The 20,803-nt window shown below is 70.2% G+C and carries 16 protein-coding genes; 4 read left to right on the top strand and 12 right to left on the bottom strand.

Translation table 11 applies throughout. The features are described from left to right. Together AB0M02_RS28515 and AB0M02_RS28510 are read right to left on the bottom strand one after the other, a co-directional pair. Positions 1–5,460 carry a carboxyl transferase domain-containing protein gene (locus tag AB0M02_RS28515; protein ID WP_364232112.1) on the bottom strand — a complete coding sequence of 1,820 codons (5,460 nt, stop codon included), beginning with the start codon at positions 5,458–5,460 and terminating at the stop codon, positions 1–3. A gap of 159 nt (positions 5,461–5,619) precedes the next feature. Then, positions 5,620–6,297 carry an FHA domain-containing protein gene (locus AB0M02_RS28510; RefSeq protein ID WP_364232109.1) on the bottom strand — a complete coding sequence of 226 codons (678 nt, stop codon included), beginning with the start codon at positions 6,295–6,297 and terminating at the stop codon, positions 5,620–5,622. A gap of 294 nt (positions 6,298–6,591) precedes the next feature. On the opposite strand from AB0M02_RS28510, the gene AB0M02_RS28505 reads away from it, so the two are divergent. After that, positions 6,592–9,816: an NACHT domain-containing protein gene (locus AB0M02_RS28505; protein WP_364232108.1), complete on the top strand. Its 3,225-nt coding sequence runs from the start codon at positions 6,592–6,594 to the stop codon at positions 9,814–9,816. Between the two features lie 56 nt (positions 9,817–9,872). On the opposite strand, the gene AB0M02_RS28500 is transcribed toward AB0M02_RS28505, so the two are convergent. From AB0M02_RS28500 to AB0M02_RS28490, 3 genes are all read right to left on the bottom strand, one after another. After that, positions 9,873–10,751 carry a GNAT family N-acetyltransferase gene (locus tag AB0M02_RS28500; RefSeq protein WP_364232105.1) on the bottom strand — a complete coding sequence of 293 codons (879 nt, stop codon included), beginning with the start codon at positions 10,749–10,751 and terminating at the stop codon, positions 9,873–9,875. Positions 10,752–10,851: 100 nt separating this feature from the next. After that, entirely contained in the window at positions 10,852–11,385 is a 534-nt protein-coding gene (locus tag AB0M02_RS28495) for an AAA family ATPase (RefSeq protein WP_364232103.1), read from the bottom strand. Between the two features lies 1 nt (position 11,386). Then, positions 11,387–11,872 (bottom strand): hypothetical protein, encoded by a 486-nt coding sequence (locus AB0M02_RS28490; protein WP_364232101.1) that lies wholly within the window; start codon positions 11,870–11,872, stop codon positions 11,387–11,389. Positions 11,873–11,971: 99 nt separating this feature from the next. Between AB0M02_RS28490 and AB0M02_RS28485 the strand changes: the two genes are divergently transcribed. Further along, the gene (locus AB0M02_RS28485; protein ID WP_364232099.1) at positions 11,972–12,469 is read left to right on the top strand and encodes a GtrA family protein; all 498 of its coding nucleotides are present in this window, start codon (positions 11,972–11,974) and stop codon (positions 12,467–12,469) included. Here the strand turns inward: AB0M02_RS28485 and AB0M02_RS28480 are convergent. From AB0M02_RS28480 to AB0M02_RS28460, 5 genes are read right to left on the bottom strand one after another with little or no spacing between them, the layout of a single operon-like run. Then, positions 12,466–12,912, bottom strand: a complete 447-nt coding sequence (locus AB0M02_RS28480) for an SRPBCC domain-containing protein (protein ID WP_364232098.1) — start codon at positions 12,910–12,912, stop codon at positions 12,466–12,468. The two genes, AB0M02_RS28485 and AB0M02_RS28480, sit on opposite strands and share 4 nt — an antisense overlap. 2 nt (positions 12,913–12,914) lie before the next feature. After that, the gene (locus AB0M02_RS28475) at positions 12,915–13,256 is read right to left on the bottom strand and encodes a winged helix-turn-helix domain-containing protein (protein ID WP_364232096.1); all 342 of its coding nucleotides are present in this window, start codon (positions 13,254–13,256) and stop codon (positions 12,915–12,917) included. Further along, positions 13,253–13,699 carry an SRPBCC family protein gene (locus AB0M02_RS28470; RefSeq protein ID WP_364232094.1) on the bottom strand — a complete coding sequence of 149 codons (447 nt, stop codon included), beginning with the start codon at positions 13,697–13,699 and terminating at the stop codon, positions 13,253–13,255. Before AB0M02_RS28470 ends, AB0M02_RS28475 begins: the two co-directional genes overlap by 4 nt. A 34-nt stretch (positions 13,700–13,733) precedes the next feature. Further along, on the bottom strand, positions 13,734–14,627 hold the full coding sequence (locus AB0M02_RS28465) for a CPBP family intramembrane glutamic endopeptidase (RefSeq protein WP_364232091.1): 894 nt from the start codon (positions 14,625–14,627) through the stop codon (positions 13,734–13,736). Beyond that, a complete protein-coding gene (locus tag AB0M02_RS28460) occupies positions 14,624–15,172 on the bottom strand; it encodes a PadR family transcriptional regulator (protein WP_364232089.1) in 549 nt (182 codons plus the stop codon). The genes AB0M02_RS28465 and AB0M02_RS28460 overlap by 4 nt, the downstream gene beginning before the upstream one ends. 136 nt (positions 15,173–15,308) lie before the next feature. Here AB0M02_RS28460 and AB0M02_RS28455 point away from each other — a divergent pair, with 136 nt between their 5' ends. Then, a complete protein-coding gene (locus AB0M02_RS28455) occupies positions 15,309–15,881 on the top strand; it encodes a sigma-70 family RNA polymerase sigma factor (protein ID WP_364232086.1) in 573 nt (190 codons plus the stop codon). After that, complete coding sequence (locus tag AB0M02_RS28450) at positions 15,878–16,546, top strand: hypothetical protein (protein WP_364232084.1); 669 nt, start codon at positions 15,878–15,880, stop codon at positions 16,544–16,546. The genes AB0M02_RS28455 and AB0M02_RS28450 overlap by 4 nt, the downstream gene beginning before the upstream one ends. 167 nt (positions 16,547–16,713) lie before the next feature. Here the strand turns inward: AB0M02_RS28450 and AB0M02_RS28445 are convergent, their stop codons facing one another. Next, positions 16,714–19,644, bottom strand: a complete 2,931-nt coding sequence (locus tag AB0M02_RS28445) for an Ig-like domain-containing protein (protein WP_364232082.1) — start codon at positions 19,642–19,644, stop codon at positions 16,714–16,716. 44 nt (positions 19,645–19,688) lie between these two features. Next, complete coding sequence (locus tag AB0M02_RS28440; protein ID WP_364232080.1) at positions 19,689–20,798, bottom strand: NACHT domain-containing protein; 1,110 nt, start codon at positions 20,796–20,798, stop codon at positions 19,689–19,691. Positions 20,799–20,803: the final 5 nt, after the last annotated feature.

Here is a 20,803-nt window from a genome sequence, read left to right as displayed (position 1 = left end):
TCACTGCCTGCCGAGGTACGCCTCGAGCGTCTCGATGATCCGGGGGCGCAGCTCGGCCGCCCTGATCACGGCGTCCACCGAACCGACCTGCACGGCTCGCTGGATGCTGTGCACCCGGTCGAACTCGGCCGCCACCGCACCGAGCTTCTCGGTACGCACCGACGCCCGCAGCTCGTCCAGCTCGGCCGCCAGGGCACCGCGGTCCGCGCCGGTCGCGGCGGCCACCCGGGCCTGCAGCTCCTTGACCCGCGGGTCGGCAGCGGTCCGCCCGTTGACCTCGCCGGCGAAGACCGCCGCCGCGGCCGGGGCGCCGCCGAGCACCGAGGCGAACGAGCCCTCGATGGCCAGGACGGTCATGTCCGGGTTCAGCGCCTTCGAGAAGACCACGAACGCGCCGCCGTGGTACCGGGAGATCACGCAGAACACGATCGGGCCCCGGAAGTTGACGATCGCGCGGCCGATCTCGGCGCCGTACTCCAGCTGCAGCTTGCGCATCGACTCCGGTGAACCGTCGAAGCCGGACAGGTTGGCCAGCACCACGAGGGGCCGGTTGCCGCTGGCCGAGTTGATCGCGCGGGCCGCCTTCTTCGACGACTGCGGGAACAGCGTGCCGGCCGTGTACGTGTCCGGGCCGTCGGTGGGCGGGAAGCCACGGCGCGGCACCGACTTCGACTCGATGCCGAGCAGGCAGACCGGGATGCCGTTGAGGTGGACGTCCTGCACCACAGCGGTGTCGGCGTCGGCCATGCCGGCCCACCGCTCCAGGACCGGGTGGTCCTGGTCGGCCACGGCGCGCATCACCGTACGGATGTCGAACGGCTTCTTGCGGTCCGGGTTCGCCGTCGGTGAGAAGATCTCGCCGACCGTGGTGAAGTCGCTGCCCTCGGCCTGGTGCGGGAACGCGGAGATGTCGCGGTTCGCCGGGTCGCCGGTCGTGGTCCGCCGCGGCGTCTTCTCACCCGGCACGACGTACGTGTGGTCGTAGTGCGACATCAGCACGTCCCGAGCCGCCGTCAGGTTCGGCGCCCAGTACTGCGCCTGCCCGTTCGGCCCCATCACCCGGTCGTAGCCGCCGATGCCGAAGTTGTCCTCGGCCGACACGCCGCCGGAGAAGTCGAGTGCCTGCTTGCCGGTCAGCACCATCGCCGAGTCCGGCGTCATCACGAGGATGCCCCGGGTGTGCATGAGCATCGTGGCTTCGGCGTTCCAGTACGGCTGGGCGCCCACGTTGATGCCCGCGACCACGATGTTGATCTCACCGCCGGCCTGGGTGAACTCGACGATCCGCTTGAGCGCCGCGGCCACCCAGTCCATGTTCTCGGTGCCCGACTCCATGGAGATCCGGGCGCCGGCCGACAGCGCGTACCACTCCAGCGGCACCCGCAGCGTCTCGGCCAGGTCCAGGGCGGCGATCACCCGGCGGCACTCCGGCTCGGAGAGCGCGCCCAGCGACTTGGTCGGGTCGCCGAGCAGCACCACCCGGACGATGCCCTCCGGGTTGCGCGCGGTCGGCGTGGTGATCAGGCCGGCGATCAGGGCGGCCGAGTTGCGGCCCTTCGGCCGGTCAACCGGCACCAGCACGTGGTTCTCGTCCATGTCGTACTCGGCGAACTCGCCGAGCAGACCGGTCAGTTCGTACGGGTAAACCGTGTTGCGCGCGGCCGCCCGCAGCACCTTCTGCCGGTAGCCGTCGATCGGCTCGATCGGCTCGGCGGACGGCTCGCCGATGTTCAGCGTCGTGCCGCCGGTGACGTCGAACGTGATCCGCACCGCGATCTTGACGAGCTCACCGGTCCGCGAGTCGGGCCGGCGCGCGATGAACTCGATCTCCTCGAGTCCCGCGCCGACCGTCGTGGGCGCGACCCGGCGGGCGATCATCTCCATCTCGGCGCGGGTCAGCTCGACCGGCGGCCACACGTAGAGCACGATCCGGTTGGTGCTGAACCGCTTGTCCGACGGCCGCTGCATCTGCGCCCGGCGGATCGAGTCGAGACACGTCGCGATGGTGTCCTCGGTGGTCGGCAGCGCGACGAGGCGCCCGTCGTGCTCGCGCAGCTCGGTCAGGTCTCGTACCTGGGCGAACGCGACGAGCCGGTCGTCGGCCGGGTTCTCCCGCGCCACGCACTGGAACAGGTAGATCTCCTCGTCCGCCGACGGCAGCCGGGTGAGGTCGAACTTGCGCAGCCGCTCCAGCTGCATGCGCTGAGCGATGTACGGGTGCAGCCCACGGATCAGCCGCTCCTCGGTCAGCCCGGTGCTGGCCGGCCGGAACGTGAAGTGGTGGTGCATGACCGCGCCGCTGCGCCCGGCCACCGTGGTGGTGACCCGGCGGACCTGCGGCGGCAGCGGGCGGGCGGTGACCACCTCGAGCAGCGCGGCGGCCATCTCGTCCGGGTCGGACGGCTGGCCCTCCCAGGCGAGGTAGACGTCCGCGTCGATCGCGCCGTCACCGGTGGCCAGCTCGGCCAGCCCGTCGAGCGCGCCGCGCAGGCCCTCGAAGCTCACCGCCGCCGACACCAGCTCGGAGCCGGGCCGCGCGGCGATCACGAAGGAGCAGCCGGCAGCCTCGGCCGAGCGCAGACCGGTCAGGTCCTTGTTGCCGTAGTAGCGCCGGGTCAGCACCTCCAGCAGTACCGAGTTGTCCCGGCTGTCACGGACCAGGCGCTGGCCGAGCAGGCGGACCAGCGGCTCGGTGCTGCGGACCATCTCGGCGATCCGCTCGTCGCGGTCCGCCGAGGCCGGGTTCTCGTCGAGGTGGCGGAGGTGCCGGCGGATGCCCGCGTACACCCGGGCCCGGTTGCGGCGCAGCAGCGGCTGGCCGAACCAGGTGAACACCACACCGCGGGCCAGGTCGGCGACCGCCGGGAAGCGGACCTGCGTGGCGGCGATCAGGCGCTCCAGCGCGAGACCGGCCGGCTCGTGCAGAGCCTCGTCCGGCGGTGGCTCGCGCAGCCACGTGCGCAGCAGCGTGGCGATCACCGAGGCGTCGCCGGAGGCCCGCTCCAGGGCCAGGAAGATCCGGAACACCGCGGCCTCCAGGGCCGGGGTCCGCTCCAGTTCGGTGACGCCGTAGTGGCCGAGCGCCTTGCCGAGCCGGGACTGGAACGTCGGCGGCAGGCCGGCCCGCTCGACGTCGAGGCTCTGCAGGTAGGTGTGGAAGTACTCGCGGGCGCTGTAGGCGTGCGCGCGCTCGCCGTCCTCGTTCGCCGGGCGGTTGCGGCTCAGCTCGGCCAGGTCGGCGAAGACCTCGACCAGCGTCACCTCACCGGCGAGCGGCCGCTGGCCCTCGTCGGCGGCGGTGGCGCGGGCGGACAGGTATTCCTGGAGGACCCGCTTCTCGTCGTGCGGATCGGCGTCGAAGCCGAGCAGCAGGCCACGCAGGTCCTCCTGGCCACGGACGGCGCGCTGCCGTGCCGAACCGGCGGGCGGCGCCGCGGGCAGGTCCAGCTGGGCGGTGCCGGCGTCGGCCTCCTGCGCCTCCTCCTCGCCGCCGAGCGGGTCGAGCCGCATCAGCGGGGCGCCGGCATCGACCTTCGCGCCGACCGAGACCAGGCATTCCTTCAGCCGGGCGCGGAAGGGCGCGCGCAGCACGGCCTCCATCTTCATCGCTTCGAGTACGAGAACCGGCGCACCGGCCTCGACCTCGGCACCCACCTCCAGGGGCGTGGCCACGACCAGCGCCGGCATCGGGGAGCGCAGCACGCCACCCTCGTCGCGGCTCACCCGGTGCGTGACACCGTCCACCTCGACCAGGTGGATCGCCCCGTGCGCGCCGGTGAGCAGCCGGTGCCGGGCGCCGTTCACCACGATCCGGCCGCTGTGCTCGTCGAAGCGCTCAAGCTCGACATCGGCCGTACGGACCTCGCCGCCGGCCTCGATGCCGACCCGGAACCGGTGCGCGCCGACCCGGGCCACCCGTACCCGGTAGCTCGCGCCACGCAGCTTCAGGTCGAGCGGGACACCGCTCTCGTGCCGCACCTGCGGGCGTCCGCCGAACGCGGTGGACATGAGCCGCTGCTGCTCGACGCGTTCCTCCTCCTCGTACGCCTCGATGGCGGCGGCGGCCAGCGCGACCGAGGAGTGCCGGTGCGACACCAGGCGGCCGGCGCCGCGGACCCGGTCGATCCAGCCGGTGTCGGCGCTGCCGTCGATCACCTCGGGCTGGTCGAGCAGGTCGAGGATGAAGCTCTTGTTGGTGGCACCACCCTCGATGACGACGGTCGTCTCGGAGACGGCCCGGCGGAGGCGGCTCAGGGCTTCGTCGCGGTCCTTCCCGTACGCAATGATCTTGGCAATCATCGAGTCGAAGTCGCCCGGAATGCTGTCGCCCTCGCTGACGCCGGTGTCCACCCGGATGCCGGGGCCGGCCGAGAAGTCGAGGCGCGCGATGCGGCCGGGGGAGGGGGCGAAGTCGCGGTCCGGGTCCTCGGCGTTGAGCCTGGCCTCGATGGCGTGCCCGCGCTCCACCGGCGGCTCACCCTGCAGCAGTCCGCCTGACGCCACGTGCAGCTGAGCCTTGACCAGGTCGAACCCGTTGGTCGACTCGGTGATCGGGTGCTCCACCTGCAGCCGGGTGTTGACCTCCAGGAAGGCCAGCAGGTCCTCGCCGGGGTGGTAGAGGAACTCGACGGTGGCCGCGCCCCGGTAGCCGACCTTGACGGCCAGCCGCTCCGCCGACGCCTTCAGTTCGAGGGCCCGCGCGGGCGGCAGCACCGGCGACGCCGACTCCTCGATCACCTTCTGGTTGCGGCGCTGCACCGAGCAGTCACGGACGCCGATCGCCCACGCGGTGCTGCCGTCCGAGATCACCTGGACCTCGACGTGCCGGGCACCGGTGACCAGGCGCTCCAGGAAGACCACGCCGCTGCCGAACGCCCGCGCCGCCTCCTGGCTGGTCCGCTCGTACGCGTCGGTCAGCTGGTCGCGGTCACGCACCAGGCGGATGCCGCGCCCGCCGCCGCCGGCCGTCGCCTTGAGCATCAGCGGGTAGCCGATCCGGTCGGCCGCTTCGAGGGCGGCCTCCAGGTTCTCCACCGGGCCGCGGCTCCACGGCGCGACCGGCACGCCGACCTCCTCGGCGATCAGCTTCGCGCCGATCTTGTCACCGAGCTTGCGCATCGCGTCCGCGCTGGGCCCGACGAACGTGACGCCGACCCGCTCGCACAGCTCGGCGAACGCCGGGTCCTCGGCCACGAAACCCCAGCCCACCCAGGCGGCGTCGGCACCGGTCTCGACCAGCGCGCGCTCCAGGACCTTCAGATCCAGGTACGGCCGGGCGGCGGCGGGGCCGAGCTCGTACGCGCTGTCCGCCTCGCGGACGAACGTCGCCGTGCGGTCCACGTCGGTGTAGAGAGCAACGGTCTCGATCCGCGCACCGGTCTCGGCGGCCAGCTCACGGACGGCGTGGATGAGCCGCATGGCGGCTTCACCACGGTTGACGATGGCGATACGACTGAACACCCGATCAAGCCCTTACCTCGGCAGAACCTACGTCCCTACGTCACGGAGACTACAGCCGCCGCCGCCCGCCGAACCGCCACGAAGGTACTCCCGAGTAACCTCCCACCTGCGGATACCTCTTTCGGTGCTCTCCTTCCCGCGCTGCTGGCCGGGTACGGGTCAGTCGAGATGCTCCAGGAATCTGACGAGTGACGTGCCGGCCGACATCTCGTCGCCGTGGGTGAGGACGACGTCCTCGTCCGGCACGAGGCGCCGGCCGTTGACGAATGTGCCGTTCGTACTGTGCAGATCGCGGATCAGATACGAGGTCCCCTGGCGCCGGATCCCGGCGTGCCGGCGGGACACCTCGGCTTCCGCCAGGCGAATGTCGCAGGCCTGGTCCCTGCCGATCAGCGTGAAATCGCTCCTCAGCAGCACACGGTTCCCGAGCTGGTCGCCGGAGATGAACTCGAGCCAGGCCTGGGTCGGTTTCGGGACCTGGTGCGCCCTGATCGCCCTCAGGACCTCGTCCCTGTCGATCTCGAGCGTGTTCAACATCTTCGCGAGGAACCAGAGTTTCTCGATCTCGTCGACGGCCTCTTCCGAATCGCTCCTGCGCGACCATTCCAGCAGGATACGCACCACGTATTCCAGACGCTTTTCCCAAGGGAGGAGGTCGGCTCCACGCAGCGCCGCGATGACGAATGGGGCATCCACGTCGGTCGCCGCACCCCATTTATCCACCACGGCCTGGCTGATGAACTCGGCGCTAGGGGTCCCGACGTCCTGGTGCAGATTCTGTAGAGCGTTGGTCAGGTTGCGAAGCGGGCCCCGAGGAAGATCATCCAGCCCCAGCATGTGGATCTCCGCCAACGAGTTCCTCCCGTCTCCCTCGTATTGATCAAGACCCTTGACCTCGGATTGGGCTGATCTGTGCGTGTTCGAGGCCTGGACGGCAGAGCGCGCCAGGCGTGTAGCGTACAGCGGGGCGGCTCGATGACGCTGCCGGGTGTCGCGACTGGAGGATCTTTGTCTTTGGAAACGGCATTGGCGGCGATCGGTAAGGTTGTCGTCAACAAAGCCGCGACTGAGTGGCTCCGACAGCGAGCGGCCGGGAAAGATCATGGCCAGGAGCTGTCCGATCTTGTGCAAATGCACTATCAGGACAGATTTCGGCGCCGCGAATTCGAGCGCCAGATGTCAGCGGTCGCCGACGAGATCGAGATGCGCCTCGCCACCACCATCGATCACGAATTCAGGTACATCGACGAGGGTGAGCGTCGCGCCGGCCTGGACGCGGTTGCCGGGTTGTTCGCCACCGCAAACCTGTCCGACCAGGCCATATTCGAAGTCGACGTGGACCCGATCGCGCTCGCCCAGATGCTCCGGGAGTCCGATGACCGACATCAGGCCATCGGTCTCAGCGAGGAGGGCGAGGCCTACTACAACCGCATCCTGTTCGAGTCGTGCGCCTGCCTGCTGGGGTTCGTGCGGCAATTGCCGGAGTTCGAACCGAGGGCGCACGTCGAGACACTTCGGCGGTTGTCGACGTTGTCGGAACAGGTCCGGCTGGGATTTCAACAGTTGCCCCGGCCGGCGCGCTCCGACGCGAGTTTCGATGAGGACAACTATTTTCTCCAGCGTTATCTGGCGTACGTAAGTCGCGCTTTCGACGAGATCGAACTCTTCGGGATCGACCCGAGGGACACGTCGAACTGGATTTCGCTCAGCATCGCTTATCTGAGCCTGACCGTGTCGCGGGGGACCAATCTCGCCATGGCCTCGCGTGCGGCTATACGTCGCGGTGACCAGGCCCCGCTCGGCGAGCCGAAATCGCGGCTGCGCGTCGAATCCGCGCTCGCCGACGGGCGGCTGACCATCGTGCGCGGCGAAGCCGGATCAGGAAAGACCACGCTTCTCAAATGGCTTGCCATTCAAGCCTCGCGAGCCTCTTTCAATTCGCCGCTGAAAAGCTGGAACAACCTCGTTCCCATCTTCCTTCCCTTGCGGAAGCTGCTGTCCTCCGAGCTTCCGCCCCCGTCGGAATGGCTGCGGTTCAGTGCGCCGTTGATGTTCGACGTCGAACCCGACAAGTGGACGCTGCGGCAGTTGCGGCTCGGGCGCGTCCTGCTGCTGGTCGACGGCGTCGACGAGCTCAGCCCCGCACAGCGACGTAACGTCGCGCACTGGCTCCGGCAGTTGCTGAGCCTGCACGAGCTGAGGATCGTGGTGACCAGCAGGCCGACCGCCGTGCCGGTCGACTGGCTCTCCGATGTCGGCTTCCGCGACGTCATGATCGAGCCGATGAACGCCGACGACATCGGCGCCTTCGTCCGTCACTGGCACGAGGCCATCTGGCAGGTGCTGAAACGCGACGAACCGTTGCGGATCAGCCGCGACCAGATCGACGAGCACGAGCGCGCGCTGTCCCGCCAGCTCGACGCGCAGCCGCACCTGCGCAACCTCGCCATCTCGCCGCTGCTCTGCGCGATGCTCTGCGCCCTGAACTTCGGCCGCCGCGGGTACCTGCCCCGAGACCGGATGGACCTCTACAACGCGGTTCTCGAGCTGCTGCTGGAGACGCGTGACACCGCCCGCGGAATTCCGAGCGCACAGGACTTTCCGCTGACCTATCGCCAGAAGCTCTACCTGCTGCAGGGCCTGGCGTGGCGGCTCGCGGAACGCACCAGATCGGAGCTGCCCGCGGACAAGGCGATCGCCTGGACAGACGCTCGCCTGCGCCCGCTGGGACTGTCCGGTACGAAGGTCAGCGGGCCGGAGGCCATCGACTTCCTGCTGCTGCGCAGCGGCGTCATCCGGGAACCGGCACCCGGGCGGATCGACTTCATCCACCGCTCCTTCCTCGAGTACCTGGCCGGCAAGGAGGCGGCCGACGAGGACCACGTGGACCTGCTCGTCGCCCGGGCGCACCTCGACCACTGGCGGGAGATCGTGGTCATGGCCGCGAGCCACGGACGGCCGCAGATCCAGGAAGAGCTGCTGAACGGCATCATCGAACGCTCGGACACCGATCACCGGCATGCCCGCGCGCTGCGCCTGGTGGCGATCGCCTGCCTGGACGCGGTCACCTCGCTCAGCGACCGGTTGCAGCAACGGCTGCTCGACTGTCTCGCCAGGTGCATCCCGCCGAGAAACGTGTCGGAGGCGAGATCGGTCGCCGCTGCCGGCAACGTCCTGCTCCGCCACCTGCCCGACTCGCTGGAGAACTACTCGGCACCGGCTGCCGCGGCGGTGGTCCGCACCGTGATCTACATCGGTGGTGCCGAGTCGCTCAAGATCCTCGCGCGGTACGGCGCCGACCAGCGCCGCCGCGTCATCGCGGAACTCGTCGACGGCTGGCCCTACTACGACGCCGACGAGTACGCCACGCGCGTGCTGGCGGACTCTCCCCTCCCCGGCGGTTCCCTGTCGGTGGTGGGCATGCGCACCCTCAAGGCCGCCGGCCATCTGCGACATCTGCGGAACCTCGACGTCCGCATCTCGGTGAACGACATCGACGAGCTGCACCACGTCGAGAAGCTGTCGACGCTGGTCGTGGACGGCCGGATCGCCGCCACGAGCACGCCACCGGACTTCCGCGTTCTGCGGGAGCTGCCGGACCTGCGGCGGCTCATGGTGGAGGCGGCGGTCCCGGCCGGCGCCGTCCGCCAGATGCGCGACCTGACCCGGCTGACGCACCTGCACCTGCGCTTCTCCAGTTCGCCGCCGGATCTGTCCTTCCTGAGTGAGCTCGGGCAACTCACGTCACTGCACCTGCGGCCACTCCACGACACGGTGGAGATCTCGTCGATCGGCGATCTCACGGCTCTCCGTGAGTTGTCGATCCGGGGTATGAGCCCCGCGGCGCGATTCGGCCCTGGCGTGCTGCCGGGCTCACTGGTCGATCTCACCCTGGCCGAGGTCTACGACCGGGAGCTCACGAGCCGCTTGGCGGAACTCCGCTCGCTGGAGCGGCTGCGGGTCTTCCAGACGGACCACCTCACCGACCTGTCCGTGCTCGGTGACCTCGACCTGACCGAGCTGTGGCTTCGGGACTGCAACGCCGTGGCGGAGTTGTCCACGATCTCGCGGTTCCAGCGCCTGCGCACGCTGGTGTTCATGGACTGCCCCGGTACGGACCTGGACTTCCTCAGCCGGCTCCCGCATCTGCGGCAGCTGTTCGTCAGGTCCGACGGACCGCTGGACCTGTCGCTGTTCAAGGGCCATCCCGGGCAGCTGGACGTGTTCCTGGGCCACGGCCAGGAGGTGACCGGCGACCCCGGCAGCCGGCTCTCCCTGCTGCGGCTCGACGCCCTGGAGCTCAAGTGGGTCAAAGGCGCGGGCTGGACACCCGGGCCGGCGCACAGCCGGCGTTGACGCGGTCGTGACGGGCCCACCCACCGCCGCGAACGGCAGTGGGTGGGCCGGGACGGTCAGCTCCAGGTCATGTCGACCTGGTGTTCGATGGTGATGTAGCCGGCGCGGGCGAAGGCCGCCGCCGTCGGCACGTTGCCGAGGTCGGTCGATGCCCGGATGCGCGGGACGTCCTGGGCAGCGAGCACCCGGGTGCCCTCGCCCAGCAGCTCGTCCACGTAGCCGTGACCCCGATGCTCCGGGACGACCCCGATGTAGGCGATGACGGGGTTGTATCCGTTATGGGCGGGAATGACGAAGCCCACCGGCGAGCCGTCGGGAGCGACACCCACCCGCCACCAGTCGTGCGGGCTGGCATAGCGGGTGAGCTCGGACCGGTACTGCTCCTCCGCCGCCTCCCGCGCCGACATGTGGCCCAGGTCGGCCCGGCTGTGTGCGTCGAGGGTGCCCTCCAGGACCTGGGTCATCAGGTCGACGAGTTCGGCTCCGTCGTGCGGCGGCCGGAAGGACAGCCGGCCCCGGGGCAGGGGCAGCGGGGTGCCGGGGCGCCATTCCAGGCGGAGGCGTTCGACGAAGAGGCGGGCGCCGGCCTTCGTCAGTGTGGTCATCCAGAGCGGATCGCCGCCGGAGCGCCAGTCCGGCGGGACGAAGCGGAGGTAGTCGGTGGTCATGCCGGCGGCGGCGAGCAGGGCCAGGCCGTCGTCGGCGGAGGTGACGTCGAAGACGTCCATGTGCATCGGTGACGGGTCGCCGGGGCGCGACCACCAGCCGGCCCGGGCCGTCACGCGACCCTCGCGCAGGGCCACCCACAGCCATGCTGGGTGCCTGCGCCCGGCGGTCAGGTCACTCTCGATCTCGTCATTCAGGATGTACGGGAAAGAGTCGTTGAACAGCGGAAGTTCGTCAGGCCCGTCGATCGGGCGCACGACAAGTGTCAAGGCGTTCTCCTGTAAAGGGGCGCCCATCTGAAGGTGTGGGCGCGATGTCGGTGCGGAACATGCGTGTGCCCTCCTTCCTTCCTGGGTCCGGCCGCCAGTTCTACCGGCCGCCGGACTCGCCCGGCAACCCATTTTCCAGCCACGCCTCGAACTCCCGCGGCGCCCGCAGCCGCACGACGCGCAGACGGGTCGAACGCCCCGTCCGCTCTGCCAGATATTTCCGGCGTTCCTGAAATGTTCGGACCGCGAACCACAGCGGGTGCGAGGGCTCCAACCAGCCCCGCCACCGCTCGACGTTTCCGCCGAAGAGCCGCTCCCGCCGCCACGTCCGCGACAACGACCGGCGCAGCAATCGCGGAAGCACCACCCGGCGCGGATAGTCCAGCCACACCACGGTGTCCGCCGCGGCCCACATCATGTCCCGGACCGGCGGATAGCCCCACGAGTCGAAGACCCATCCCGGTGCCCGCACGATCACATCCACCTCGTCGACCAGCGTGTCCCGGATCGACCAGCCGGGCCCGATCGCCAGCACATCCATCTCGTGGAACGGCAGACCCAGCCGCCGGGCCACCCGCCGGGCCGCGGTCGTCTTGCCGGAGCCCGACATCCCTACGATCAGAATCCGCCGCACGTCACCCAGGATTGCGGCAGGGCTGAGCCGTCTCGTCACCGGGGGCGCAGTAGTGCAGTCCCCACGGGAGGCGGAACTCATAGGGTGATCCGCCGGACGTGTAGTGCAGCGTGAACCCGTCAGCGACCGCCGATCCCTCGCCCACCGGATGTACCGTGAGCCTCAGGTGCTCCGGCTCCCCGCACTCGTGGTCCACGACGTGCGAGTCCCCGTCCGGCTGGTCCGCGGGCACGATCGCGAACCCGTCCACCTTCAGTTCGCCCACCACGTTCCACGGCTCGACCCGGTCGACTGTCACCGAGCCGCCGGAGTTTAGGCAGATCGAGACCATGCCGGCGCTGCTGACCTGTGATCCGGAATGTTCGGACAGCGGGAACCGCCCTCCGACGAACTCCCCGTCGACAACGATCCGCGGGTCGTCGCCCGGCAGGGAACAGCCACCGACCAGGGCGAGAAGCGCGAGTGCGGACATTCTCCGTCGAAACACCGGGGCATCCTCGCACTCCCCGCCCCACGGCCGGAGCCCGCATGGCCTAGGCTCGCGCGAATGTGGCTCAGCCGGCAGTTGCGAAAACACCACGAAGCGGTGAAGTTTCTCCTGGTCGGGGGCCTCTGCTTCACCGCGACCACGGTGATCAACTACGGGTTGAAGCTCACCGTGCTGCACGAGAAGCCGGTGACCGCACTCACGTTCGCCACGATCATCGGGACGATCCTGTCGTACGTGCTGAACCGCGAGTGGGCGTTCCAGAGCCGCGGCGGGCGCGAGCGCCGGCACGAGGCGGCCCTGTTCTTCGGGGTGAGCGCGATCGCCACGGTGCTCAACGTGGCGCCGCTCGGAGTGTCGCGTTACCTGCTGCACCTGCAGGTGCCGGAGGTGACCCGCCCGGTCCAGGAACTCGCCGACTTCGTGAGCGGCATGGTGATCGGCACGCTGATCGCCATGGTGTTCCGGCTGTGGGCGTTCAAGAGGGTCGTCTTCCCGCACAAGGACGTGCGGCCGCGCCGCACGAGCCGCCGTTCCGGCCCGCGCAGCGCGGTCGTGCACCACGAACCCCTGCGGGTCAGGCAGGACGATCTCTAGGCCTGGTCCCAGTCGTCGATGCGCACGTCGTGCGGGTGTGCGGCGCCCGTGCCGGTCTCGGCCAGCGACTTGAGGCTCATCAGGTAGCTGCCCCACTTGGTGGAGCAGTGGTGCATGAACTCCACCGGCTCGCGCCAGCCCTCGTGCTTGAACAGCACGACCGTCCAGTCGCCGTCCTGGCGCAGGTCCCAGTGGATGTTCGTGCCGATCCACTCGTCGGGGCCACCGACGACGTTCCAGGAGATCCGCGACGGCGCCGACTCGACGACCTCCATGTCGAAGCCGCCCGCCGCGAAGCGGAACTCCAGGGTGCCGCCGACCTCGGTGCTGCCTTTCGTGTCCTCGGTCCACCAGGCGGCCAGGCCGTCGACCGTGCTCAGTGCCTCGTGAACCTTCGACGGGTCCGGCGTCCGCACGCCGATCCGGTGCAGAATGTCGGGCATTCTCAACTCTCCTGTCGGGTCTGCTGGATCGCCTCGGCGATCCGCTTGATGCGCTGCAGTCGGGCATCCCAGGCCGAGCCGACCGAGGCCAGCTGGGCGGCGGCGCGGGCCAGTTGGGCGTCGTCGACCTGATATCGCCGCTCGCGCCCGGCCGGAGCGGACCGGACCAGCCCGGCCCGGTCGAGGACGGCGAGGTGCTTGGCCACCGCCTGCCGGGTCACGGTCATCTGCTGGCTCAGCGAGGTGGCGGTGCCGCCGTTGGACGACAGGAGCAGGTCGACCATGCGGCGGCGGGTCGGGTCACCGATCGCCGACCAGAGGTCGTCGTCGATCGCGGTGCTCATCCGCGTACCCCCAAAGTCGCGACGTAGGGCGCGATGCGCGGCAGGAAGAATGCCCACCCGCTCTCGTGCGCCCGGTACTGCTCCTCCAGGACCGCGACCTCCCAGCCCAGCTCGCGGAAGCCGGTTTCGGTCATCCGCAGCAGCGTCCCGTCGCCCTTAGCGGTCAGCTCGAACGTGACGAGCAGCGAGTTGTCCTCGGCGGCCGGCTGGTCGGCCGGGTGGATCCACCGGAACGAGAACAGCCGCGGCGGCTGGACGTCGACGACCGTGAAGGCCTCGGCCGTGTCGCCGAACGAGATCTGCCCGACCGAACCCGGCGTGGGGTCGTAGTCGGCCTCGTCCGGCCACCAGTTCCGGACGTGCTCCGGGCGGCTGACGACGTCGAAGACGACCTCCGGTGACGCGTCGACGTAGATCTCGCGCTCGATGACACCGAACTCCATGACACCCTCCTGCAACCTTTGGTTGCACGTAACGCTAGTCCGAGGTCAGCCGATGCGCAACCATTGGTTGCGTGAATTTCGGACACCGGAGGTGAGGACCAGACCGGCAATTCCGGTCAGCACCATCACGATGACCGCCGACGGCACCGGTGAGAAGATCACGTCGCTGTGCCCCGTGAACGTCACGTGCCCGTTGAGCAGCAGCGGCGTGGTGACCGCGTTGGCGACGCGTGTGCATGACCACTCCCGGCCAGATGGAGCCGGTCCGCATGCGCACCTCGCCGTACAGGACGGCCGCCACCATCAGCCCGGCGAACAGTAGTGGCAGGAAGAGCGCGGTCGGCAGCGACGTCACCAGGCGCATGTCGGACGCCGAGGTCCAGACCAGGTAGAGCGGTAGGTGCCAGGCCGCCCAAACCGCTCCGGCCAGCAGATGTGGGGTGAGGCGGCCGGGCAGGCCGAGCGCCGCCGCGGTCCGCGTGCCGTAACCGCGGAAGATGAACTCCTCGATCGGATTCTTGATCAACTGGACGGCGAGGACGGAGATCGTCGCGGCGATCAGTGTCGGTCGTCCGGTTGCCGGCTCCGCGCTCCAGGCCACCGCGCCCGCGGCGACGCCCGAGCCGACCGCGACGAGGCTCACGGCCGGATAGAAGGCCGCGGTCAGAGCAAACCATTTCGTACGCGACGCGAAGCGCAACGTCAGCCCGAGCCGCCCGGCGCCGTCCCGGGAGAGGAGGTACAACCCGAGTGCCGCGATCGCCGGCCCCAGGATGAAGACGAGTTGCCCGAGGGTGCCCTGGCTCTCGCTGAAGGCGACACCGTTCGAGCCGTCCTCACCGGTGAACCGGTCGAGGGCGAGCCCGAGCCAGCCGGCACCGATCGCGGCGGCGGCGAACAGGACGAAGTTCACGCGAGCACGGGTCATGGCTGTTCCGGTCCTCCGGGAAGGGCGGCGAGAGCCTCGTCGGCCCACGCGATCGTCGAACGGGAGTGGTGGATGCCGGCGCGGATGGTGATCCGGATGTACGGCCAGTCGGGCGTGTGCCCCTCCTCCGCACCGAGGCGAGCGAGCAGATCCTCGTACGCTGAAAGCTTTTGCATTGCCGTTTCGCGCGCTGTCCGCAGCAGCACCGCACAGCGCTCGCGTCCCAGCGTCCGCCCGAAGAAGAGCCGCAGCAGCAGCCCGTCGCGCGCGGGTGTCGCCTGCGCCGGCTCGCAGAGCAGCTCGACAAGCCGCGCGGTCCCGGTCCCGGTGATCTCGAAGACCGACGAGCGAGCCCGAACCCCGCCGCGGCGCCGCACGTGGCCCTCCTCCTCGAGGGCGTTCAGCGTGGGATAGATCTGCCCGAAGCTCTCGCTCCAGAAGTGACCGAGCACGTCACGGATGGACTCGCGCAGCGCGTATGCCGTCATCGGCTCGATGCTGAGCGCACCGAGCACCGCCATCTGGGTCTGACTGGATCGGGCCATGACCACCTCCCATGTATCTGCCAGATATTTCTAACAGATACATGCAAGCGTCCCCCGTGCGGGTGACCGGCTTCACGCGGGCGCCCGCCGGCTGCTCTTGTGCTGTGAGACCACCCGACGGCAGAGAGGTCCCGGGGTGACCAACGACCAGATGGCCCCGACGGGCGCCGGACCCGACACCGTGCCGGACTCCGCCTGGCAGGACTTCTTCGCCGCCAACTACCACCGCCTCCGGGTGATGGGCACGGCGCTGTGCGGCAGCCCGGAGACCGCCGAGGACGCCGTCGTCGAGGCGATGGTGGAGGTACGGCGGCGCTGGTCCACGATCGACGATCCGTTCCGCTACGCCTATCGCGTGGTCGTCAACCGCGTGCGCCGCAGCCGGGTTCGGCAGCGTGCGGAATTCGACCGCGCTGTGAAGGGCGGCCATTACACCGACGGCCGCTACCACGATCCCGGTTTCGTCGAGATCGAGGACGAGGAGTTCGTGCTCCAGCTGCTGGAAAGTCTTCCGGACCGGCAGCGCGCGGTGATGGAGGGCGCCTACCAGGGCCTCGGCCCGGGTGAGATCGCCCGGGAACTCGGCCGTGACCCGGCCACGGTGCGCAAGACGTTGCAGCACGCCCGCGAACGGCTGGTGGCGGAACTGAGCCGCCAGCAACAGCAGGACGCGGCGGCCGACACCGCCGCGAGGAAGGCGACGCGATGAACGACGACTGGCGCGACCCGGAGACTCACGAGGATCTCGGCTTCCTGCTCCTGCACGTGCTGCGCCTCTCCGAGGAGGTGCTCGGCGGCGAGCCCGGGCCGGCATCACTGGAACGGCGGCGCCTCGCGATCGAGGCCGAGGCGGCGTCGCGGGACGCGCACCGGGCGGCGGTCCAGTGGTGGGAGATCACCGACGGCCGGAGCAGCGCGCCGGCGGCCGAACTCACCGACGGCCGGACGAGTGTGCCGGCGGCTGAACTCACCGACGCGGCACACCGGGAGGCGCGGCAGATCGTCCACGACGCGACGGAGGAGGCCAGGCGGATCATCGCCAAGGCACACGCTTCCGCCGACGAGATCATCGACCGGGCGCTGCGGCACGAGCGTCACATCCCACGCGGGGACGGGCGGCCGGTGGAGGTCACGGCGTCGGAGGGCACGCACGAGGTGGTCACGTGGGCCCGCACCCGCCCCGACCCGGTCCCCTCACCGATCCACGCGCCGGTCTCCGGGCCGGTCTCCTCGCCGGTCCCGGAGCCGGACGAGAGCGCCAGCTCGGAACCTCGCGGCCTCCCCGCGGCGCTCACGGACGGCCGGCGGGTACCCGCTCCCGCCGGCGCCGATCCGGCCGGCGCCCTTCCACCCCACGCCGGCCACGAGGGGTGAGCCAGTGCCAGCCGTGGCGGCCCGGCTGGCGGTCACGCATCCCACTTCATTCTGCGTGAGTGGTTGCGCCCAACCCCACCCGCGTGTGGATTTCGGCTCCCCACCGCACCCCAACTCCACACAACGGGTGGAGGGGTGTGTGAGTGCCAGCCGGTGGGAGCGGCGCCTCACGGGCGGGGCTTCATTAGCGTGATCCGGCTGGCGCCCAGTTCGGTCACGTAGAGGTTTCCCGTTGTCAGGTCCTCGGTCACGTCCAAGGGCTGGCTGAAGCCCGTCAACCCGGGCAGCCCCGTCGTCCGGTTGGACAGAGCGCCCGAAGCCGCCACGTCGAACGTCTGGATGTCCTGTCCCGACGAGTAACGGACCACCAGCAGCTTGCCGTCCAGGGCGCCCCCGAACGCCGAGCCCTGATACTCGATGACCCCGTTCGCCGAGGCGTGCAGGCCGGCGTCGAAAGTGCCCGCCAGGTCGAAGTTGGGGTCGGGCTGGGTGCCCACCGGGTACGCCGGCACCTCGAACGGGTTGACCGCGGACGTCGGGTTGCCGCCGGCCAGTACCCATTCGCAGCGGAGCGGGTTCGGGTGGCCGTAGTAACGCCCCGGCTTCACGTCGAAGACGTAATCCGTCTCCGCGGTCGGGACGCTGGTCAACCCGGGCACCGCCGGCCCCGTGTACCCCCGCCGGGCACACGCCGCGGGCAGCGGAGACGGCGTCGCCGGCGTGTTGCCACCGGCCGCGGAGCCGTTGGTCGGCGCGTAGAGGTGCCCGTTGCGGTGCCACACCAGGTCGTAGGCGTTGCGGACCCCGGTGGCGTGCAGGGTCAGCGGGGCGGCAGCGGCGTACGGGTCGTAGGCGAACCCGTCCGAGGTCTGGACGTTGAGCGGGAGCGACGACGGAAGGCGCGCGAGGTCCAGGCGCAGGATCGCGGCCGACAGGAGGCGTTCCGGGCGGTTGCCCCACGTCGAGTCCGGGGCGCCCATCGCGTTGTTGGCGCCCTGGCTGAGATAGAGCGCGCCGTCGGGGCCGAAAGCGAGCGAGTTGGTCTCGTGGTCCTTCACCGAGCGGGGCAGGCCCACCACGACGGGGGTGTAGGTGCCCAGGTCGGTGCCGGTGAGGCGGCCGATGCGGCCGGACCAGTCGGGCACGTTCAGGGGACCGGTGTACTCGTAGTTGTCGGTGACCCACAGGGTCGTCGGTGAGGCAGGGTCGAAGGCCATGCCGATCACCGTGCGGGCGGGTGCGCCGGGCAGGCCCAGGGCGGCGGCGTTGTCGCGGACCGCGGTGATCACCAGAGGGGTGCCCAGGGTGCCGTCCGCGTTGATCGGGAAGCGGAAGACGCGGCCGTCGAGGGTGCCGGCGTAGAGGCGGCCGTCGGGACCCTTCAGGACGGTGGTGAAGGAGGCCCCGGTCGCCACGCCGACGACCTTGTCGAACGCGATCGGGCCGCCGGTTCCGCCACCCGAGCCGGTGGTGAAGACGATCGAGAACGGTGCGAACGGCTTACCGGTCACGTCGGTGACGCCGCTGGTGAGGGTGAAGCGGTGGAGCGTGTTCGCGGCCAGCGCGGCCGTGGGGGAGAGGTTGACGACATCACCGCCGCCGCTGGTGATCGTGGTGGCGGGCACCTGCGCGCCGTCGGAGAGCCTGGTCAGCGTCACCGTGGAGGCGGTCAGCGAGGACGCGGCCACACCGCCGTTGGGCAGCACGAGGTCCTCGACGACACTCGTGGTCGTGGAGACGGCTGTCGCGCCGTTTGACGGTGTGCTCACGCGTACCGTAGGAAAAGCTCCCCAAGCGGGCACCGACGCGATGTCGATGTAGTTGAACTTGGTGTTGGTCCCGCCCGACGGTGTCAGGGTGAGCTTGCCGTCGGTCACCCGGACCGTGCGCGTCGCGACGGCGTGCCGTGTCGTGGCCGTCGGCACGAAGCCGGCGACGGCGTTCTGATCCTCCACGTTGGCCCAGTGCACGCTGTTCACCGCGGTTCCGGCATCGCCCACCGCGACGGTGACCGTGTAGAGACCGGCCGGGACCGCGGCCTCCCAGGCGCCGGGCGTGGGGACACCGGCCGAGCCGGCCGGGAGCTGGGCGTGCATCAGCGTGGCGAGACGGACATCGGGTTGTCCCGCTGCGGGATTCCGGTTGCGGCCGTTTCCGGACAGCGATGCGGGCGTACGCTCCCCGAGGTCAAGCCACCCGTAACCGCGAGTGGCCGTGTAGGCGTCACCCGAGTCCCGCACGTAGCCGGCCGGCGGTGCCGTCGCCGCGTCCGAGAAGTTGACCTTCAGCGTGAACGCCGCCGGTGTCACCGTCACGGTGTTCGTCTGCCCCGACGCGTCGGTGACCCGGTAGGTGTAGGCCGTCCCGTTGACGACCGTTGTGTCCAGGTAGGACGTCCGTGTCGAAGTCGCCAGCGGTGTGCCGTTGCGCAGGATCTGGAAGTTCCCGGAGCTCCCGGTCCAGCTCAGCGCGACCTGGCCGTCTGAGGCGGTGGCGGCCAGCGCGGCCGGCGGCTCCTCGGTGACCCGCCCGATCTCGATGAGGTTCAGCTTCGTGTTCGTCCCGCCCACCGCGTCGACCGTGAGCCCCCCGTCGGTGACCGAGACGGTGACCGTTGCCTGCCGGAACTCGGCCGCGGCCGTGGACACGAACCCGCTGATCGCTGACACGCCCTCGACGCGCACGGTGTGGCTGCTGTCGTACGCCGGCTGATCACCCGCGGACACGGTGACCTGGTACTGGCCGGCGGGGAGCGTGTACTCCCAGGCGCCGGGCGTGTGCACCCCGGCGGACGCGGCCGGGAGTTGCAGGTGGATCAGCGTGTTGAGCCGCGCGTCGATGCCGGTGCGCGCGCGGTCGCGGGTGTTGCCGGTCAGATCGAGCGGCGCACGATTGTCCTGCCGCACCCAGCCCGAGCCACGGGCGGCGTCGAACGCGGCACCGGTGTCGGCCGTGTACCCGGCGGGGACGGCGGAGGCGGCCGGCTGGAAGTTCACCTTCGCGACCGGGGTGACGGCGGCGCGGGCCGGGCTCGCCGGAACGAGCGCGCCGAGTGGCAGGAGCAGGGCAACGACGACTGTCCGAACACGACGGTGCATGACGACAACGTGACACATCGCGACGGCGGCCGGGCTGTCGGATTTCAGCGACCGGGGCTCGCGCGCAGTGCCAGCAGCATGGCGTCGCGCCAGCGCAGGTCGGTGAGGTACGGGCTGAGTTCGAGTCCCGGATGGTTCGTGGCGAGCCAGCGGGCGGCGAAGAAGTCCCGGAAGCTGCGGTGCGCGAACGAGATCGACCGCGGGCGGGCGGCGACGACCAGATTCGCGTTCTCCAGGCACCGGACCGTATCGGCCACCTCCTTCTCGGTGAAGCTGGTCGAGCGGCACACGATCGCCATGACGTCGGCGCGCGGCGTGCGGATCGCCGGCCCCTGCCATCGGGTGAGCACCGCAGCGACCTCGGCGGCGATCGCCTGCACCTTCCGGCTCGTCCTCGGTACCGGCACGACGCTCCCGAGCCTGGCGGCGACCGTCGTGCCCAGCAGGTCGTACATCTCGACCGGCGCGACCGGCCGCCGGTCCATGTTCTCCTGCCACAGCCGCAGCGAGAGCGGCCGGGCCGCGACGTCGGGCGCCCCGGCCCGCAGATGCCTGAGCGCTCTGCGGTGGGCGAGGGTCGTCACGAGCCGCCGCTGCTGGCGGTACGACAGCGGCGCGACGGCCGTCGCGGGAACCTCGGGCGGCATCGGGAAGGTGTCGCGGACGGCGATCACGGCCCGGAACCGGGGGCCGCCGGGACTCAGGAACCGCCGGATCTCCTCGACGAGCCGCCGCAGATTGCCCACCACGTGGCCGGGTGGCCACGCGACGGACATCTCGTCGATCGAGTCGAACAGGAACAAGCAGGAGGTCTCGCCGCCCAGGACGGTTTCCAGCTTCGCGCGGGCGCCGGCCACCGCGTCGAGAACGTGCTCCCGGATCTGATCCGCGGTGGGTATGCCCGCGGGCGCCATGGTGGCGAGGTCGACGTAAACCGCGATCCGGTTCGGCGCGCGATGGTTGAGCGCGTCCTCGCAGATCCGGGCGGCAAGGGTCTGCAGCGTCGTGGTCTTGCCGGCCCCCGCGGGACCGGTGACCGCGACCACCTGTTCCGATGTTCTGTCGAGGAGGCGGACGGAGGGCAGGGAGAGGGAGGGCGGCCGGAGGGTGCGGTGTACCTCGGCGGCCACGGTTCGCAACGGAGTGGGGTTCAAGCGGC

Source organism: Actinoplanes sp. NPDC051861 (assembly GCF_040681145.1).
In the GTDB taxonomy this organism is placed as follows: domain Bacteria; phylum Actinomycetota; class Actinomycetes; order Mycobacteriales; family Micromonosporaceae; genus Actinoplanes.
The sequence above is the reverse complement of the archived record's forward strand: the minus strand, read 5'-3'. Positions and strand labels throughout refer to the sequence as shown.